This window comes from Hymenobacter ruricola (assembly GCF_015694525.1).
Taxonomy (GTDB): domain Bacteria; phylum Bacteroidota; class Bacteroidia; order Cytophagales; family Hymenobacteraceae; genus Hymenobacter; species Hymenobacter ruricola.
The window spans coordinates 1-14,710 of record NZ_JADQDM010000002.1 but is presented as its reverse complement, the minus strand read 5'-3'; the positions used below and the strand labels follow the sequence as shown (position 1 = coordinate 14,710).

The window sequence follows — 14,710 nt, the reverse complement described above, 5'->3', positions numbered from 1 at the left end:
GGAAGTTTTTTACATTTACGCAAGTGACTGTTTACTTTTTCCCTCTTCGCCCATGAAAAACCAACTACTCGCCATTGCCGCCGGCTTTTCGCTGCTGGCCGCCGCGCCCGCGCAGGCACAATTGAGCGGCGTCAGAACCATAAATCCATTGGGCACCGGGCCGAATAACTTTACCACCTTCGCCGCAGCCGTGACGGCGCTGAACGCAAGCGGCGTGGCAGCTACCGGCGTCACGTTTAATGTGTTGGCCGGGGTCGTATTTGATGAAACCATCCCGGCCATTACGGCCAGCGGCACGGCGGCGGGGCCCATTATTTTTCAGAGAGGGGGGTCGGCCGGGCTCAATCCCAGAATTCAGGGCACGGGCACCGGCGCCACCGACGCGGCCCTGACGCTCGACGGCGCCGACTACGTGCAGTTTATCGGCATCGACGTGGAGGACAAGGCGGCCAACACCACGGCCGTGCAGCAATTGGAGTACGGCTACCTGCTGCAAAACGGCGCCACCCATAACACCTTCCGCGACGCCACCGTGACCCTGAACCGGGCCAACACCACCCGCACCAACGGCGTGGCCCTGCTGAACGGCGGCAACGACCAAAACCACTTCTACGGCCTCACGGTGCAGAACTGCTCCTACGGCTACGACCTGGAAGGCACCACCACGGTCTACGACGACGGCACCGAAATCGGGCCCACGCCCGGCACCGCCGGGCCCGCCAGCCGGGTGTTCAGCGTGGGCGTGCCGCCCGCGGGCACGCCGGGCGGCATCGCCTTCAGCACCTACGGCATCTACCTGAAATCGCAAACCAACGCCCGGGTGTTCAACACCGAAGTGGGCGGCGTGACGGGCACCGCTTCGGTGTACGGCATCTATTCCACGGGCACCACCAACAGCGTGGACGTGACGGACTGCCGCGTGCACGGCCTGAGCAGCAGCGGCACCAACGGCATTGCCATGGGCTACTACGTGAACAGCGGCACCACCCACCGCTTCCTGCGCAACCGCGCCTACGACGTGGAGGCCGTGGGCACGAACGGCTTTGCGGCGGGCTTCGACATCACGGCTGGCACCACGAATTACCTGGCCAACAACATGGTGTACGACGTGCGGGCGGTGGGCAGCAACGCGGGCACCTCGGTGCGGGCGTTCAGCTTCCGGGGCGGGAACAACTATGCCTACCACAACACGGTGGTCATCGGCTACGCCGCCACCAACCCGGCCAACAAGAGCGCCGCGCTCTTCATGTCGGGCTCGCCGACGGTGGACCTGCGCAACAACATCTTCGTGAACCTGGTGAGCGGCCTGGCCAGCGGCGGGGGCGGCATCGGAGCAGCGTTTTTCAAAAACAACACCGTGCTGACCAGCGTGGCCGCCGGCTCCAACAACAACATATACTACGCCGGGACGCCCTCGGCCGAAAAGCTGATTTTCTACGGCGCCGCCGTGGGCGCCAACCCCGCCGCCGTCGACCAGACCCTGGCCCAGTACAAAACGCGCATGGCCACGGTGGAGCAGGCCTCGCTCACCGAGTTGCCGCCTTTCGTGAATGCGACCACCGACCCGCACCTGCAATCCGGTTTTTTCACCCTCGCCGAAGGGGGCGGCACCAATCTTTCGGCCACGCCCCTGCCCGTGGCCAACGACCTCGATTCGGACCTGCGCAACCCGTTGCGGCCCGACATCGGGGCCGACGAAGGCCTGTTTGTGGCCCTGGCCAGCCGCGCCGGCGTCATTGCCGACCTCACGGCGCAGCTGGCCCCCAACCCCAGCGGCCGGGGCCGCGTCCCCGGCTTGTGCCTCACGGGCCCGGCCCGCGCGCTGGCGCTGCACGTCACCGATGCGCTGGGCCGGGAAATCATGGCTCCGCAACCCCTGCAGCACGCCGCCGGGCCCGAAACCGTGCCGCTGGCCATGCCGGCCGGCCTGGCCGCGGGCCTGTACGTGGTGCGGGTGCTGGAGCCGGCCACCGGACACGCCATCAGCCGCCAGCTGGTGGTAGAATAAAGGCGTTGCCGGCAGCGGGCCAACAACGCCAAAACAACGGGCCGCCCTGGAATCATCTCCAGGGCGGCCCGTTGTCTTTACTTGCTTAGCGGGAGGCTACTTCTTCCCGGCCAGAATCTCGTCCACCACGGCGGGGTCGAGCAGCGTAGTCACGTCGCCGAGGTTGCTGGTTTCGCCTTCGGCTACTTTGCGCAGGATGCGGCGCATGATTTTGCCGGAGCGGGTTTTGGGCAGGCCCGACACGAGCTGAATCTTGTCGGGCTTGGCAATTTTGCCGATTTCGGCCACCACGGTTTCGATGATGCTGGCTTCCCACTGCCGGGCTTCGGCGTCGGTTTTGGGGGCGCCGTGCTGGCAGATGACGTAGGCGTAGATGCCCTGCCCCTTCACGTCGTGCGGGTAACCGACGACGGCGGACTCCACCACGTGCTCGTTCTGGTTGATGGCGTTTTCGATTTCGGCCGTGCCGAAGCGGTGGCCGCTCACGTTGATGACGTCGTCGACGCGGCCGATGATGCGGTAGAGGCCCTGCTCGTCGCGCCGGGCGCCGTCGCCGGTGAAGTAGTAGCCGGGGTACGGCTGGAAATAGGTCTGGCGGGCGCGCTCGTGGTCGCCCCAGGTGGTGCGGATGACGGCGGGCCAGCTGGCCTTGATGGCGAGGTAGCCTTCCCGGTCGTTGCCCTCGATTTCGGTGCCGTCCTGGTTGAGCAGCACGGGCTGGACGCCGGGCAACGGCAGGCCGGCCCGGGCGGGCACGCTGGGCGTGATGTCGGCCAGGGCCGAGAGCATGATGCCGCCGGTTTCGGTCTGCCACCACGTGTCCACGATGGGGCAGCGGCCCTTCCCGATGTGCGTATGGTACCAATGCCAGGCCTCCTCGTTGATGGGCTCGCCCACGGAACCCAATACCCGCAGGCTGCTCAGCGAGTAGCTGAGCACATTATCCAAAGGCGTGGCCATGAGGCTGCGAATGGCCGTGGGCGCCGTGTAGAAGATGGTGACGTTGTGCTTGTCAATCACCTCCCAGAAGCGGCCGGCGTCGGGGTACGTGGGCACGCCCTCGAACTGCAGCGAAGTGCTGCCGGCCAGCAGCGGGCCGTAGAGCAGGTACGTGTGGCCGGTGACCCAGCCAATGTCGGCGGTGCACCAGTACACGTCGTTTTCCTCCACCTGAAACACATTGCGGAAGGTATAATCGGCCCACACCATGTACCCAGCGGTGGTGTGCACCACCCCTTTAGGCTTGCCGGTGCTGCCGCTGGTATACAGGATGAACAAGGGGTCTTCGGCCTTCATTTCCTCGGCCGGGCAGGTCAGGGGCACGCCCTGGGCTTCTTCGTGAAACCACACGTCGCGGCCGGGCTGCATGTGCACGTGCCAGCCCAGGTGCTCCACCACGATGACGCGGCGCACGCCGGGGCAGTGCAGCAAAGCCTCATCGACCACGCTTTTGACCGGAATCTGCTTAGGGCCGCGGTTGAGGCCGTCGGCGGTGAGGACGAAGTGGGCGTCGGCGTCGTTCACGCGGTCGGCGATGGCGGTGGCCGAGAAACCGGCAAACACCACCGAATGCACCGCCCCGATGCGGGCGCAGGCCAGCACGGCAATGGCCAGCGCCGGAATCATGGGCAAATAAATAATAACCCGGTCGCCTTTTTCGACGCCGTTGGCGTGCAGCACGTTGGCGAACTGGCAGACTTGCTGGTACAGCTCGCGGTAAGTGAGGCGCAGGTGCCGGGTTTTGGGGTCGTTGGGCTCGAAGATGAGGGCCAGCTTGTTGCCGCGCAACGCCAGGTGGCGGTCGAGGCAGTTCTCGGTGATGTTGAGGCGGGCGCCCTCGAACCACTTGCTGTCGCCGGCCGGCGAAAACTCGCCGCTGCGCACGGTGTCCCATTTGCGGCGCCAGGTGAAGGGCGCGGCGACGTCGGCCCAGAAGCCGTCGGGGTCCTCGACGGACTTTTGGTAGGCGGCGTGGTATTCTTCAAGGGTGCGAATGCGGGAGGACATGGGAAAAGGCGTTTGGGTGAACAGGGAAAGAATTACAGGGCTTGGGGGAAACCAATCGGGGCTTGGGTAATGCCATCCGGCAACGGCCGAATGGCTTCCAGGAGTTGGGAAATGGTTTCCGGGGATTGGGTTACGGCTTCCCGGACATGCCGAATGCTTTCCGGCATGTCCGGGAAAGCATTCGGCATGTCCGGGAAAGTATTCCGGACTTGCCGAATGCTTTCCGGCAACGGCTGAAAAGGGTTCGGAGATGGGGTTATAAAGATTGGCTATTATCAAAAGGGAAGTTCGGGCTGGAAAACTACGCAGTCCGTCAGAACCCGCAGGTATCGGGGCCCCGCCGGTGGCGGCCCCGGCCCCTATTCCATAATACGCACGTTGCGCGAATCCTTCATCAGCGCCGAACCGATACCCCAGCACAGCGCCGCGATGACCACCGGGTAGATGAGGCCGGACAGGGCCGCGTGCTCTTTCAGGAACGTGCCCGCGGGCTGGTCCTTGGCCCACCCCGCAATCCAGGTGGCCACCAGCGGCACGAAGCCCCCAAAGATGCCGTTGCCAATGTGATAGGGCACCGAGAGCGAGGTGTAGCGCACCTTGGTGGGGAACAGCTCGACCAGATAAGCCGCAATGGGTCCGTAGACCATCGTCACGAACAAGACGAGACAGAAGGTGAGCAGCGTCATCATGGGCAGGTTGGGCGTGAGGGCTTTTTGCACGGCCGCCACGGCCTGGCCGGCGGCATCCACCGTGGCCGGCGTTACGTTGGTCAGGGGCCCGGCGTAGGCTTTCAGCCCATAAAACAGCGGCACCGTGAACAGCGCGGCGCACAACATGCCGACCATAATGATGCGCTTGCGCCCGATGCGGTCGGAGAGCGAGCCGAAGTAGATAAACAGCGGCGTGGCCACCACCATGCTGGCCACCAGCACGATGCTGGCATCCACCAAGTCCATTTTCAGGGCATTCTGCATGAAGGAGTAGGCGTAGAACTGGCTGGTGTAGAACACCACGCCCTGCCCCATGGTGGCCCCAAACAGGGCAATGAGCACCAGCCGGCGGTTCACCGGGTTCAGGAAGGAGTCGCGCAGGGGGCTGGTGCTGGTTTTTCCTTCCGCTTTGGCTTTGGCAAATAAAGGCGACTCGTGCAGCTGCTTGCGGATGTAGTAGGAAGCCACGATGAGCACGCCCGAAAGCAGGAACGGAATGCGCCAGCCCCAGGCCTTGAAGTCGGCATTGGGCAGGGCTTTCTTGGTGAGCACGATGACGAGGATGCTCAGGATGAGGCCGGCCGTGGCGGTAATCTGGATGTAGCTGGTGAAGTAGCCGCGCCGGTGGTCGGGGGCGTACTCGGCCACGTAGGTGGCGGCCCCGCCGTATTCGCCCCCCAGCGCCAGCCCCTGAAACAGGCGCAGCACCAGCACGATGGCCGGCGCCACCCAGCCGATGCGGTCGTAGCTCGGCACCAGGCCCGTGGCCACGGTGGCCCCGCCCATCATCAGCAAGGTCACCAAAAAGGTGTATTTGCGCCCAATCATGTCGCCGATGCGGCCGAACACCACCGCCCCGAACGGCCGCACGATGAACCCCACCCCGAACACGGCCAGCGCCCCCAGCAAGGTTTCCTCCGGCTTGCCCTTCGAACCAAACAACACCGGCCCGATAATGGCCGCCAGGGAGCCGAAGATGTAGAAATCGTACCACTCGATGACCGTGCCGACCGATGAAGCGGTGATGACTTTCCAAATCGTGCGTTCGTCCACGCGGTTGTTGTCGTGCACTGCCGGGGCATCCGCGGTGGGTAAATCCTGTTCCATCTGACTTCGCTGCTGAGGGTTGTTATCAAAACCGGCCGGCAACATACAACCCAACGGCGGGCGGAATGGAACGGAACGCGCCAGATAGGTTGGCCCTTCCTTCGCAGCGCCGCCGCTATTCTGTTTGCCGGTGGGCGGAAGTAAGCCCCGCCCCTACGCCGGAAACTGTTCTAGCTTTGGCCCTTCAAATCCCTTCCGCTGCTTTTTGCCATGGCCTCCACCCCTCCCGTTTTCCATTCCCTCACCCCCGCCGACCTCACGCCGGCGCAGTGGCACCCGTTTATGGTGGGGGCCGTGGCCCCGCGCCCGGTGGCCTTCGCCAGCACCGTGGACGCCGACGGGCGCGTGAACCTGAGCCCCTACAGCTTCTTCAACGCCTTCAGCGCCAACCCGCCCATTCTGGTGTTTTCGCCCGCCAACCGCGTGCGCGACAACTCCCAGAAGCACACCCTGCAAAACGTGCGCGAAGTGCCCGAAGTCGTCATCAACATCTGCGATTTTGCGCTGGTGGAGCAGATGTCCCTGGCCAGCACCGAGTACGAGAAGGGCGTCAACGAATTCACCAAAGCCGGCCTCACCGAGCTGGCCTCGGAGCAGGTGCGCCCGCCGCGCGTGGCCGAAGCACCCGCCGCGTTCGAGTGCGTGGTGGAGCAAATCATCGAGCTGGGCCAGAACCACGGCGCCGGCAACCTCATCATCTGCCGGGTGGTGCGCGCCCATTTCCGCCAGGACATCCTGCTGCCCGACGCCACCGGCATCGACCCGTTCAAGCTGGACGCCGTGGCCCGTCTCGGCGGCGACTGGTACTGCCGGGCCAGCGGCGCCAGCCTGTTTGAGGTGCCCAAGCCCAACCGCCACATCGGCATCGGTATGGACCAGCTGCCCGATTTCCTGCGCCAGAGCGACGTGCTGACCGGCAACGAGCTGGGCCGCCTGGCCAACATCGAGCGCAACGCCCTGCCCACGCCGGAGCAAGTCGACGAAATCAAAACTGAGCCCCTGGTAGCCTACCTAATTAATAAATACCGCGACGATGCTCCAGCGCTGGAGAAGCAATTGCTGCAACTGGGCCGGCAGTTCCTGGCCGAAGGACGGCTGGTGGAGGCGTGGAAAACCCTGCTGCTATCCGGAAATAAAAACGCGGGTAAGGGCTAGCCGATTGCCTTTCTCACCCGGGGCTGGTACACTTTTTCCAGGAAATAAGCGGCGCTGAACGTGAGGAGCAGAAACACAGCCAAGCGTACGCAATAAGTAAGGCCCGAGCCCGAAAACGCGCTGAACGACAAGATGAGGCAGAGCAACGGAAAGTGGACGATGTAGAGCCCGTAAGAAATGCTGCCCAGTGGCACTAGTCCTTTTATTATTCTCTTGGAAAACTGCTCCAGGCGGGCCGGAAACAGAAAGAAAACGATGGAAAGCGCGTAAAATAACGCCGTGAACAACAGCGCGACGGGTGGGTGCCCGTCTTCCGCTTTCATATAATGCACCAAGCTCAGGGCCGGCAGAAGCGTCATAAACGCAATAAGGGCTTTCCGGAATTTCAGCTTGATGCCGGCAAAGATGGCCACCATCACGGCGCAATAAGGCAAAAAAGCAAAGTCCCGAAAAGCCAGATACGCGTCCTGGCCGGCTGGCACAATGGTGAGGTCTTTCCTGAGCAAAAAAAGCTGCACGCGGTGCAGCAACGCCGGCGGCGAATCCAGCACTCCCAGCGTCAGAAACAGCAGGATGATGCCCACCATTGAAGCGTAAGAAACAGTGCTTTCATCGGGCCGCGAATACCTGGCCAAAATCAGCCCACACAGCCAGAACGTGAAGCCGAAAGCATACGTCGGCAGCAGGCCCTTGGCAAAGCCTGGAAAAAAGTACGCTGCTATTGTTCCCAGCATAACCATGGCAATAGCCATAAACACCGGATTTGCCCTGAAATAAGAAATGGGAATGAACAATAAATAGAATACTATCTCATAGGTAAGCGACCACGAAGGAGCAATATCATGAAGTACTGGTGTGGTCAGTCCTTGCGTAAGGAATAAATGACTAAGTATTATTGCTAACGAAGGGCTTTTAACAAGTACCAGTAAAACAAAAAGAATGCAGATTGAATAAATTGGATAAATTCTAACGAACCGCTTTTTTAGGTATAGCAAAATGGTGTCTCTCTGCAGCGGCACGGCATGCGCCTTCCCGATAACATAGCCAGAAAGGATAAAAAATAGCAATACGCTCAGATGGCCCGGCGCGGCGTATGCCCAGATGCCGCCGGGGTGATACGCCGGGTCCAGGGTATTGACTGTATTGACCACATGCGATAAAACGACGATAATAGCCGCAACTGCCCGCAGCGCTTCGAGGTCAAAATTAAATTTAGTCTTGGCAGTATTAGCAGCTTGCAGCACAGTATTGCCGCTTGCGGTGGCAGAAATATTGTTCGGTGCAGCAGTATAATTCGTGGTAATCATCAGATGCTCTTTCGCGAACAAAATTCGAGCAAAAAAGCCCTCTTTAGTATCGTGTTTTTTACTTCATTTCGTTGCCGCCAACGGAGCACTGGGCCCGCGCCGTTCAGCATTAACCAGTGCCGGTAGTCGGATTTAATTCCGCACCGCAATCAATAGCCCCAGTTCCTTATACCGCAGGTTGAATTTCTTGGCAATCATGGCATTCGTGAGCGAGCCGCGGTAGATGTAGACGCCGCTGCGGAAGTGCTCGTTGGTGAACAGCACTTCGTTGATGCCGCCGTGCTGGCTGATTTCCTGCAGGATGGGCGTGAAAATGTTGCTCAGCGCGTTGGTGGCGGTGCGGGGCACGCGCGAGGCGATGTTGGGCACGCAGTAGTGCACCACGTCGTACTTGCGGAAAACCGGGTTGCTGTGGCTGGTCATTTCGCTGGTTTCGAAGCAGCCGCCCTGGTCGATGCTCACGTCGATGATGACCGAGCCGGACGACATGGTGGCCACCATTTCCTCGGGCACCATGTAGGGAATGCGGCCGTCCTCCACGGCCAGGGCGCCAATAACCACATCGGCCCGCCGGATTTGCTGGCTGAGGGCAAACGTATCTAACGTACTCGTATAGAGCTGCATTCCCAGGTTGTGCTTGAGGCGGCGCAGCTTGTAGAGGTGGTTATCGAACACCTTCACCTCGGCGCCGAGGCCGGTGGCGGCGCGGGCGGCGTACTCGGCCACCGTGCCGGCCCCGAGGATGACCACCTGCGACGGCGGCACGCCCGTGATGCCGCCCAGGATGATGCCCTTGCCCTCGTTGGAGCGGGCCAGGTACTCGGCCGCCACCAGCATCACCGTCGAGCCCGCGATTTCGCTCATGGCGCGCACCACGGGGCGGGCGCCGCTGGGGTCTTTCATCAGCTCGAAGCCGATGGCGTTGATTTTTTTGCGCGAGAGCGCGGCAATGTATTCGGGGGTCATCGAGCCCATTTGCAGGGCCGAAATCAGGGTTTGGCCCGGGTGCAGCAGCTCAATTTCTTCGAGCGTGGGCGGGGCCACTTTCAGCAGCACGTCGGCCTTGTACACTTCCTCCGTGGAGTAGGCTATCTGGGCCCCGGCTTCGGAGTAGGCGTGGTCGGCGTACTTGCTGGGCTCGCCGGCACCGGCTTCCATCACCACTTCGTGGCCCGCGCTCACCAGGTGCTGCACGGCTTCGGGCGTGAGGCCGAGGCGGTTTTCCTGGAGCGAGGTCTCGCGGGGCAAGCCGATGAAAAGCTTGCGCTTCCGGGTTTCCACGGCCAGCATCGATTCCTGGGTGAAATAGGCGCGGCTGGTGGCCAGGGACTCAAAACCGGATGGTAGCTGCTCGGGCATAATTTCAAGGAATACTTACCAATTAACAATCATCAAGGCAAGCCGACTGCTTGCAAGCCAGCTTGTTTAGCTACTGATATTTAATTGATATAAGGCGGAGATTACGGGATAAGGGTCAGGTAAATTTCGCGGGCTTCGGCGCTCACCGCGCTGATGCGGACTTCGAGGCGCGGCGCGGGCAATAATTCGGCCACCCGCGCAGGCCATTCCACCAAGCAAAGATACCCCGAATCCAAGTACTCTACGGCCCCCATCTGTTCAGCTTCGGCGAGGGAGTTGATGCGGTAGAAATCGAAATGGTACACGGGCCGCTGCCGGCCGTCGCGGTACTCGTTTACCAGCGAAAACGTGGGGCTGCTCACGTCGTCCGTCACGCCCAGTTCGGCGGCCAGTGCCCGGATAAAGGTGGTTTTGCCGGCCCCCATCTCGCCTTCGAAGGCCACCACGGTGCAAGCAGATTCGTCGATGGCCGCGCGCACCTGCCGGGCCGCGGCCGGCAGCGCCTGGAGGGAGGGAACGGCAAGGAAGAGCGGAAGCATGCCGCAAATTTACCGGCTGGGCCACAGAGCCGCGCACCGGCTTTGGATAAATGACGCAAAACCCTGACCTTTATGCTTCGTTGCGCTGCCTAACCTGGTCAAACAAAAGACGCTAGCCTGCTTTTGAATCCCTCGTTTTTCCGCGCGGCAGCTGTCTCACTCCTTCTCTACCCCCTTCCTGTGCGCATCTCATACCTTCTGCCGGCCTGGTCACGTGTTGAGCTTTTGGGGGCCCGGCCCGGGCGACTGGCGGCCTTTGCCCTGCTTCTGCTGCTTTGGCTGGCGGGCCTGGTGCCGGCCCGGGCCCAGGGCAAGGCGGCGGTGCGGGGCACCGTGGCCACGGGCCCGGGCCCGGTGGTGGAATTCGCGACCGTGACCCTCCACCGGGCCGCCGATTCGGTGGTGGTAAAGACGGAGTTTAGCGACGAAAAAGGCAGCTTTCGGCTGGAAGGTGCGCCGGGCGGGCGCTACGTGGTGTCGGCGGCCCAGGTGGGCCTGCGCCGCGCCTGGAGCGCGCCGTTTGCCCTGGCCCCGGCCGGCATTGCGCTGCCCGCCCTCGTGCTGGAAGTGAGCCAGGCCACGGCCCTGAAGGAAGTGACCGTGACGGCCCGCAAGCCACTGTTTGAGCACCAAGCCGACCGCACCGTGGTGAACGTGGCCGACAGCCCGCTTTCGGCCGGCGCCACGGCCCTCGACGTGCTGAATCGCGCGCCCGGCGTGACCACGGAAACCGGCGTGGCCCTGCGCGGCCGGCAGGGCGTGCTGCTGGTGGTGGACGGCAAGCGCGTGCCGCTCTCGGGGGCCGAGCTGGCCGACTACCTGCGCGCCCTGCCCGCCGAGCAGCTGCAAAGCATCGAACTCATCACCAACCCGCCGGCGCAGTACGACGCGCAGGGCGGCGCCGGCGTCATTGCCATCAACCTCAAAAAAGACCAGCGCCTCGGCACCAACGGTTCGGCCAACGTCAGCTACGGGCGCGGCGAGTACGGCAAATTCACCACCGGCCTGGCGCTCAACCACCGGCGCAAAAACACGAATTTTTACGGCACTTACACCTACGCCAACCGCAACGACTTCGTGCGGCAGGAGTTTTACCGGCAGTACGGGGCCGCGGCGGGGCTGCCCGCCGTGAATAGCACCGTGACGGGCAAGCGCGTGCTCAACCTGCACTCGCACAGCGCCCGGCTGGGGGCCGACGTAAACCTGTCGAAACGGACGCTGGCGGGCGTTTCGCTGACGGGCCTGTTCAGCGAAACCACGACCAACAACGACACCCGGACGCAGTTTACCGATGAGCTCGGCGGGCCCGCCGGCCGGTACCAGTCGCTGGCGGCACAGGGCATCAACCGGCCCAATGGCAGCGCCAACCTCAACCTACGGCACGTGTTTGCTGACTCGGCCGCGGCGGCGAGCCTGACGGCCGATGCTGACTATGCCCGCTACTCCACCACGCGCTCCCTCGACCTGTACACCAACTACGAGGAGCCCGCGTTGCCCACCTCCTTGCTCACGGGGGACCAGCGCAACGACCTGTCCATCGGGGCCCTGAAGCTGGACTACAGCCGCCCTCTGCCCTACCGCAGCCGCCTCGAAATGGGCCTGAAATCGACCCGGGTGGTTTCGGGCAACGTCGCCTTGTTCTTCAACAACGGCACCTACCAGCCGAACATCTCCAACAATTTCGACTATTACGAGAACGTGAACGCCGCCTATGCGGCCGTGCGCGGCGGCAGCGCCAGCACCAGGTTCCAGGCCGGCCTGCGCGCCGAGCAGGCCACCATTCGCACCACCCTGGCCGGCGAGGAAATGCGCGAGCAGCAGTACCTGCAGTGGTTTCCCACGGCCTCCGTGCAGCGCACCCTCAATGCACGCCACGCCCTGGCCCTCACGGCCGGCCGGCGCGTCGACCGGCCCAATTACGGCCAGCTGAACCCCCTGCGGGCCTACGTCGACGCCGTTTCCTACCGCTCCGGCAACCCCTACCTGGTGGCCCAGACCAGCTACAACGTGGACCTGACGCACACGTACCGGCAGAAATTCATCGCCGCCCTCACCTACGCCCACACCCACCTGCCCATCATCACCACGGTGCAGCCCGCGCCCGACGGCGGCCGCCAGGTGGTGAACCGCGACGTCAACCTGAGCACGCAGCAGTACCTCGCCCTCACCCTGACGGCCCCGCTGGAGCCCGCCAAATGGTGGACCCTGTACGCCAATGGGGTTTTCTACTATTCGCGGTTCCAGGGCGAGCTGGCCGGCACCGTGCTCGACCGCCAGCAGCCCGCCTGCCAGCTGTCGGCCAACAACACCTTCAGCCTGCCCCACGGCTGGACAGCGGAGTTGAATGGCACATTTCAATCGGGTGAAATCTGGGGCTTCGAGCAGGGGCGGCCGCGTGAGCAGGTGCTGGTGGGCTTTCAGCGCAGCTTTTGGGCCAAGCAGGCCACGCTGCGCCTGAACGTGGCCGACGTGTTTTACACGGCGCCCGGGCGCTTCACCTCGGTGTACACCGGCTTCTCCGAAAGCTTCCTGCAGCGGCAGGACACGCGGGTGGCCACAGCCGCCTTCACCTACCGCTTCGGCAGCAGCAAAGTGGCCGCGGCCCGCAAGCGCATGGCCGGCGCCGAGGACGAGTTGCGTCGCGCGGCGAGCCAGTAAGTGCGCCAGGGGCCGCCCAATTGGCAACCCTGAAATACCTTCGCGGCCGGTGCGGCACTATCGGCCCGCCCCCTCCATTCTATGCAAGTATCCAAGATGGCCGCCGGCCTGAGCGGCTCCGAAATCATTCGCATTGGCAACCAGGTGAGCGAGCAGGTGCGCCAGGGCGCCAACATCTGCAACCTGACCATCGGCGATTTCGACCCGAAGATTTTTCCCATTCCGGCCGGCCTCACCGAGGGCATCACGCAGGCCTACCAGGCCGGGCTCACCAACTACCCGCCGGCCGCGGGCATCGGCGAGCTGCGCCAGTCGGTTTCGGACTTCCTGAAAACCCGCCAGGGGTTGGAGTACGGGCCAAACGACATACTGATTGCCGGCGGCTCGCGCCCGCTTATCTACGCCACCTACCGTGCCTTGGTCGACCCCGGCGACCGGGTGATTTTCCCGCTGCCCAGCTGGAACAACAACCACTACTGCCACCTGACGGGCGCCACGCCCGTGGCCGTGCCCACCCGCGCCGAAAACAGCTTCATGCCCACCGCCGCCGACCTGGCCCCGCACGTGGCCGGCGCCACGCTGCTAGCCCTGTGCTCGCCGCTAAACCCGACCGGCACGGTGTTCACCAAGGCTGGCCTGGAAGAAATCTGCGAGCTGGTGATAGCCGAAAACAAGCGCCGCGGCCCCGATGAGAAGCCGATTTACATCCTTTACGACCAGATTTACTGGCTCCTCACCTTCGGCGATACCCAGCACCACGACCCGGTGAGCCTGCGCCCCGAGCTGCGCGACTATGTCGTGTACATCGACGGCATTTCGAAGTGCTTCGCGGCCACTGGCGTGCGCGTGGGCTACAGCTTCGGCCCCCCGGCCATCATTGAGAAGATGAAATCCATCCTGGGTCACGTGGGTGCCTGGGCGCCCAAGGCCGAGCAGGTAGCCACCGCCCACTTCATGCCCGACACCGCCGCGGTGGATGCTTTTTTGACCGAATCCAAACACAAGCTGCAAAGCTCCCTGCAAGCCTTGTTCGACGGCTTAAAGGAACTGCAGGCCGCCGGCTACCCCGTCGATGCTGTGGCTCCTGCCGGCGCCATCTACCTCACCGCCAAGATTGACGTGCTGGGCCGCACCGCGCCCGACGGCACCGTGCTGAAAACCACCGCGGAGCTGACTTCCTACCTCATTTCCGAAGCCAAGCTGGCGCTGGTGCCCTTCAGCGCCTTTGGCTCACCAGCTTCGGAACCGTGGTTCCGCGCCTCGGTGGGCGCCGAAACGACGGATTCTATTCTGGCGGCGTTGCCCCGGCTGCGGGCGGCGCTGGATAAACTAAAATAAAAACTGCGGCATGTGTAAACTCTAATTATCGGGCATCATTCATTAAAATCGTAAAATGACGCCCAAAGCTGCTTTCAGCATCCCCACTTGTTTCATTGTTGCAACGGTGCTTTCAATAAAAGTGCATGCCCAAGCTATTCCAGCTATTCAAGCCAGAAGAATTGAATCTGTACCGGCAATTAAGCCAACCGTCACTGGCGAAGCCGTTTCGGACTCTCACAGCAAGCAACCCTTCACTTTTCGTGATAATCGAATTCCTCCGCCCCTTTTTGTAATAGACGGTAAAATTGCCAATGTGAATGATGGCAAAATCATGAACATTGAGGGGCTTAATAGCATCAATCCTCAAGACATCGAGCACATTCTTATTGTCAAAGGAGACAGTGCCATTGTTCGATACGGTCAGCTTGGCATTAATGGTGCCGTTGTTATCACAACAAAGAATAATTAATACCAACAAGCGAAAAGAAAAGGGCCGCCTCAATTGAGGCGGCCCTTTTCTTTTCGCTTGTTGGTATTAAT

10 protein-coding genes are annotated in these 14,710 nt (G+C 62.4%); 5 read left to right on the top strand and 5 right to left on the bottom strand.

What is annotated here, in order from left to right; translation table 11 throughout:
- Window positions 1-52: 52 nt before the first annotated feature.
- Window positions 53-2,008 (top strand): hypothetical protein, encoded by a 1,956-nt coding sequence (locus I2H31_RS04095; RefSeq protein WP_196291748.1) that lies wholly within the window; start codon window positions 53-55, stop codon window positions 2,006-2,008.
- A 96-nt stretch (window positions 2,009-2,104) separates the two neighbouring features.
- Here the strand turns inward: I2H31_RS04095 and acs are convergent, their stop codons facing one another.
- Both acs and I2H31_RS04085 read right to left on the bottom strand, forming a co-directional pair.
- Window positions 2,105-4,015, bottom strand: a complete 1,911-nt coding sequence (gene acs / locus I2H31_RS04090; RefSeq protein WP_196291747.1) for an acetate--CoA ligase — start codon at window positions 4,013-4,015, stop codon at window positions 2,105-2,107.
- Between the two features lie 359 nt (window positions 4,016-4,374).
- A complete protein-coding gene (locus I2H31_RS04085) occupies window positions 4,375-5,832 on the bottom strand; it encodes an MFS transporter (RefSeq protein ID WP_196291746.1) in 1,458 nt (485 codons plus the stop codon).
- 210 nt (window positions 5,833-6,042) lie between these two features.
- Here I2H31_RS04085 and I2H31_RS04080 point away from each other — a divergent pair, with 210 nt between their 5' ends.
- Window positions 6,043-6,987, top strand: coding sequence for a flavin reductase family protein (locus tag I2H31_RS04080; RefSeq protein WP_196291745.1), 945 nt, complete (start codon window positions 6,043-6,045; stop codon window positions 6,985-6,987).
- Here the strand turns inward: I2H31_RS04080 and I2H31_RS04075 are convergent.
- From I2H31_RS04075 to tsaE, 3 genes are all read right to left on the bottom strand, one after another.
- Window positions 6,984-8,294, bottom strand: a complete 1,311-nt coding sequence (locus tag I2H31_RS04075; RefSeq protein WP_196291744.1) for an acyltransferase family protein — start codon at window positions 8,292-8,294, stop codon at window positions 6,984-6,986. The genes I2H31_RS04080 and I2H31_RS04075 overlap by 4 nt on opposite strands.
- A gap of 132 nt (window positions 8,295-8,426) precedes the next feature.
- Complete coding sequence (locus I2H31_RS04070) at window positions 8,427-9,653, bottom strand: alanine dehydrogenase (protein ID WP_196291743.1); 1,227 nt, start codon at window positions 9,651-9,653, stop codon at window positions 8,427-8,429.
- A 101-nt stretch (window positions 9,654-9,754) separates the two neighbouring features.
- Window positions 9,755-10,192, bottom strand: coding sequence for a tRNA (adenosine(37)-N6)-threonylcarbamoyltransferase complex ATPase subunit type 1 TsaE (gene tsaE, locus I2H31_RS04065; RefSeq protein ID WP_196291742.1), 438 nt, complete (start codon window positions 10,190-10,192; stop codon window positions 9,755-9,757).
- A 180-nt stretch (window positions 10,193-10,372) separates the two neighbouring features.
- On the opposite strand from tsaE, the gene I2H31_RS04060 reads away from it, so the two are divergent.
- From I2H31_RS04060 to I2H31_RS04050, 3 genes are all read left to right on the top strand, one after another.
- Window positions 10,373-12,850 (top strand): outer membrane beta-barrel protein, encoded by a 2,478-nt coding sequence (locus I2H31_RS04060; RefSeq protein WP_196291741.1) that lies wholly within the window; start codon window positions 10,373-10,375, stop codon window positions 12,848-12,850.
- A gap of 81 nt (window positions 12,851-12,931) precedes the next feature.
- Entirely contained in the window at window positions 12,932-14,188 is a 1,257-nt protein-coding gene (locus I2H31_RS04055) for a pyridoxal phosphate-dependent aminotransferase (RefSeq protein ID WP_196291740.1), read from the top strand.
- 55 nt (window positions 14,189-14,243) lie between these two features.
- Window positions 14,244-14,639 carry a TonB-dependent receptor plug domain-containing protein gene (locus I2H31_RS04050; RefSeq protein ID WP_196291739.1) on the top strand — a complete coding sequence of 132 codons (396 nt, stop codon included), beginning with the start codon at window positions 14,244-14,246 and terminating at the stop codon, window positions 14,637-14,639.
- The last annotated feature ends 71 nt before the right edge of the window (window positions 14,640-14,710 follow it).

Coding starts and splice junctions, on each gene's coding strand:
- I2H31_RS04050 (WP_196291739.1), top strand. CDS start 14,244: ATGACGCCCAAAGCTGCTTTCAGCATCCCCACTTGTTTCATTGTTGCA.
- tsaE (WP_196291742.1), bottom strand. CDS start 10,192: ATGCTTCCGCTCTTCCTTGCCGTTCCCTCCCTCCAGGCGCTGCCGGCC.
- I2H31_RS04075 (WP_196291744.1), bottom strand. CDS start 8,294: ATGATTACCACGAATTATACTGCTGCACCGAACAATATTTCTGCCACC.
- acs (WP_196291747.1), bottom strand. CDS start 4,015: ATGTCCTCCCGCATTCGCACCCTTGAAGAATACCACGCCGCCTACCAA.
- I2H31_RS04055 (WP_196291740.1), top strand. CDS start 12,932: ATGCAAGTATCCAAGATGGCCGCCGGCCTGAGCGGCTCCGAAATCATT.
- I2H31_RS04095 (WP_196291748.1), top strand. CDS start 53: ATGAAAAACCAACTACTCGCCATTGCCGCCGGCTTTTCGCTGCTGGCC.
- I2H31_RS04070 (WP_196291743.1), bottom strand. CDS start 9,653: ATGCCCGAGCAGCTACCATCCGGTTTTGAGTCCCTGGCCACCAGCCGC.
- I2H31_RS04080 (WP_196291745.1), top strand. CDS start 6,043: ATGGCCTCCACCCCTCCCGTTTTCCATTCCCTCACCCCCGCCGACCTC.
- I2H31_RS04085 (WP_196291746.1), bottom strand. CDS start 5,832: ATGGAACAGGATTTACCCACCGCGGATGCCCCGGCAGTGCACGACAAC.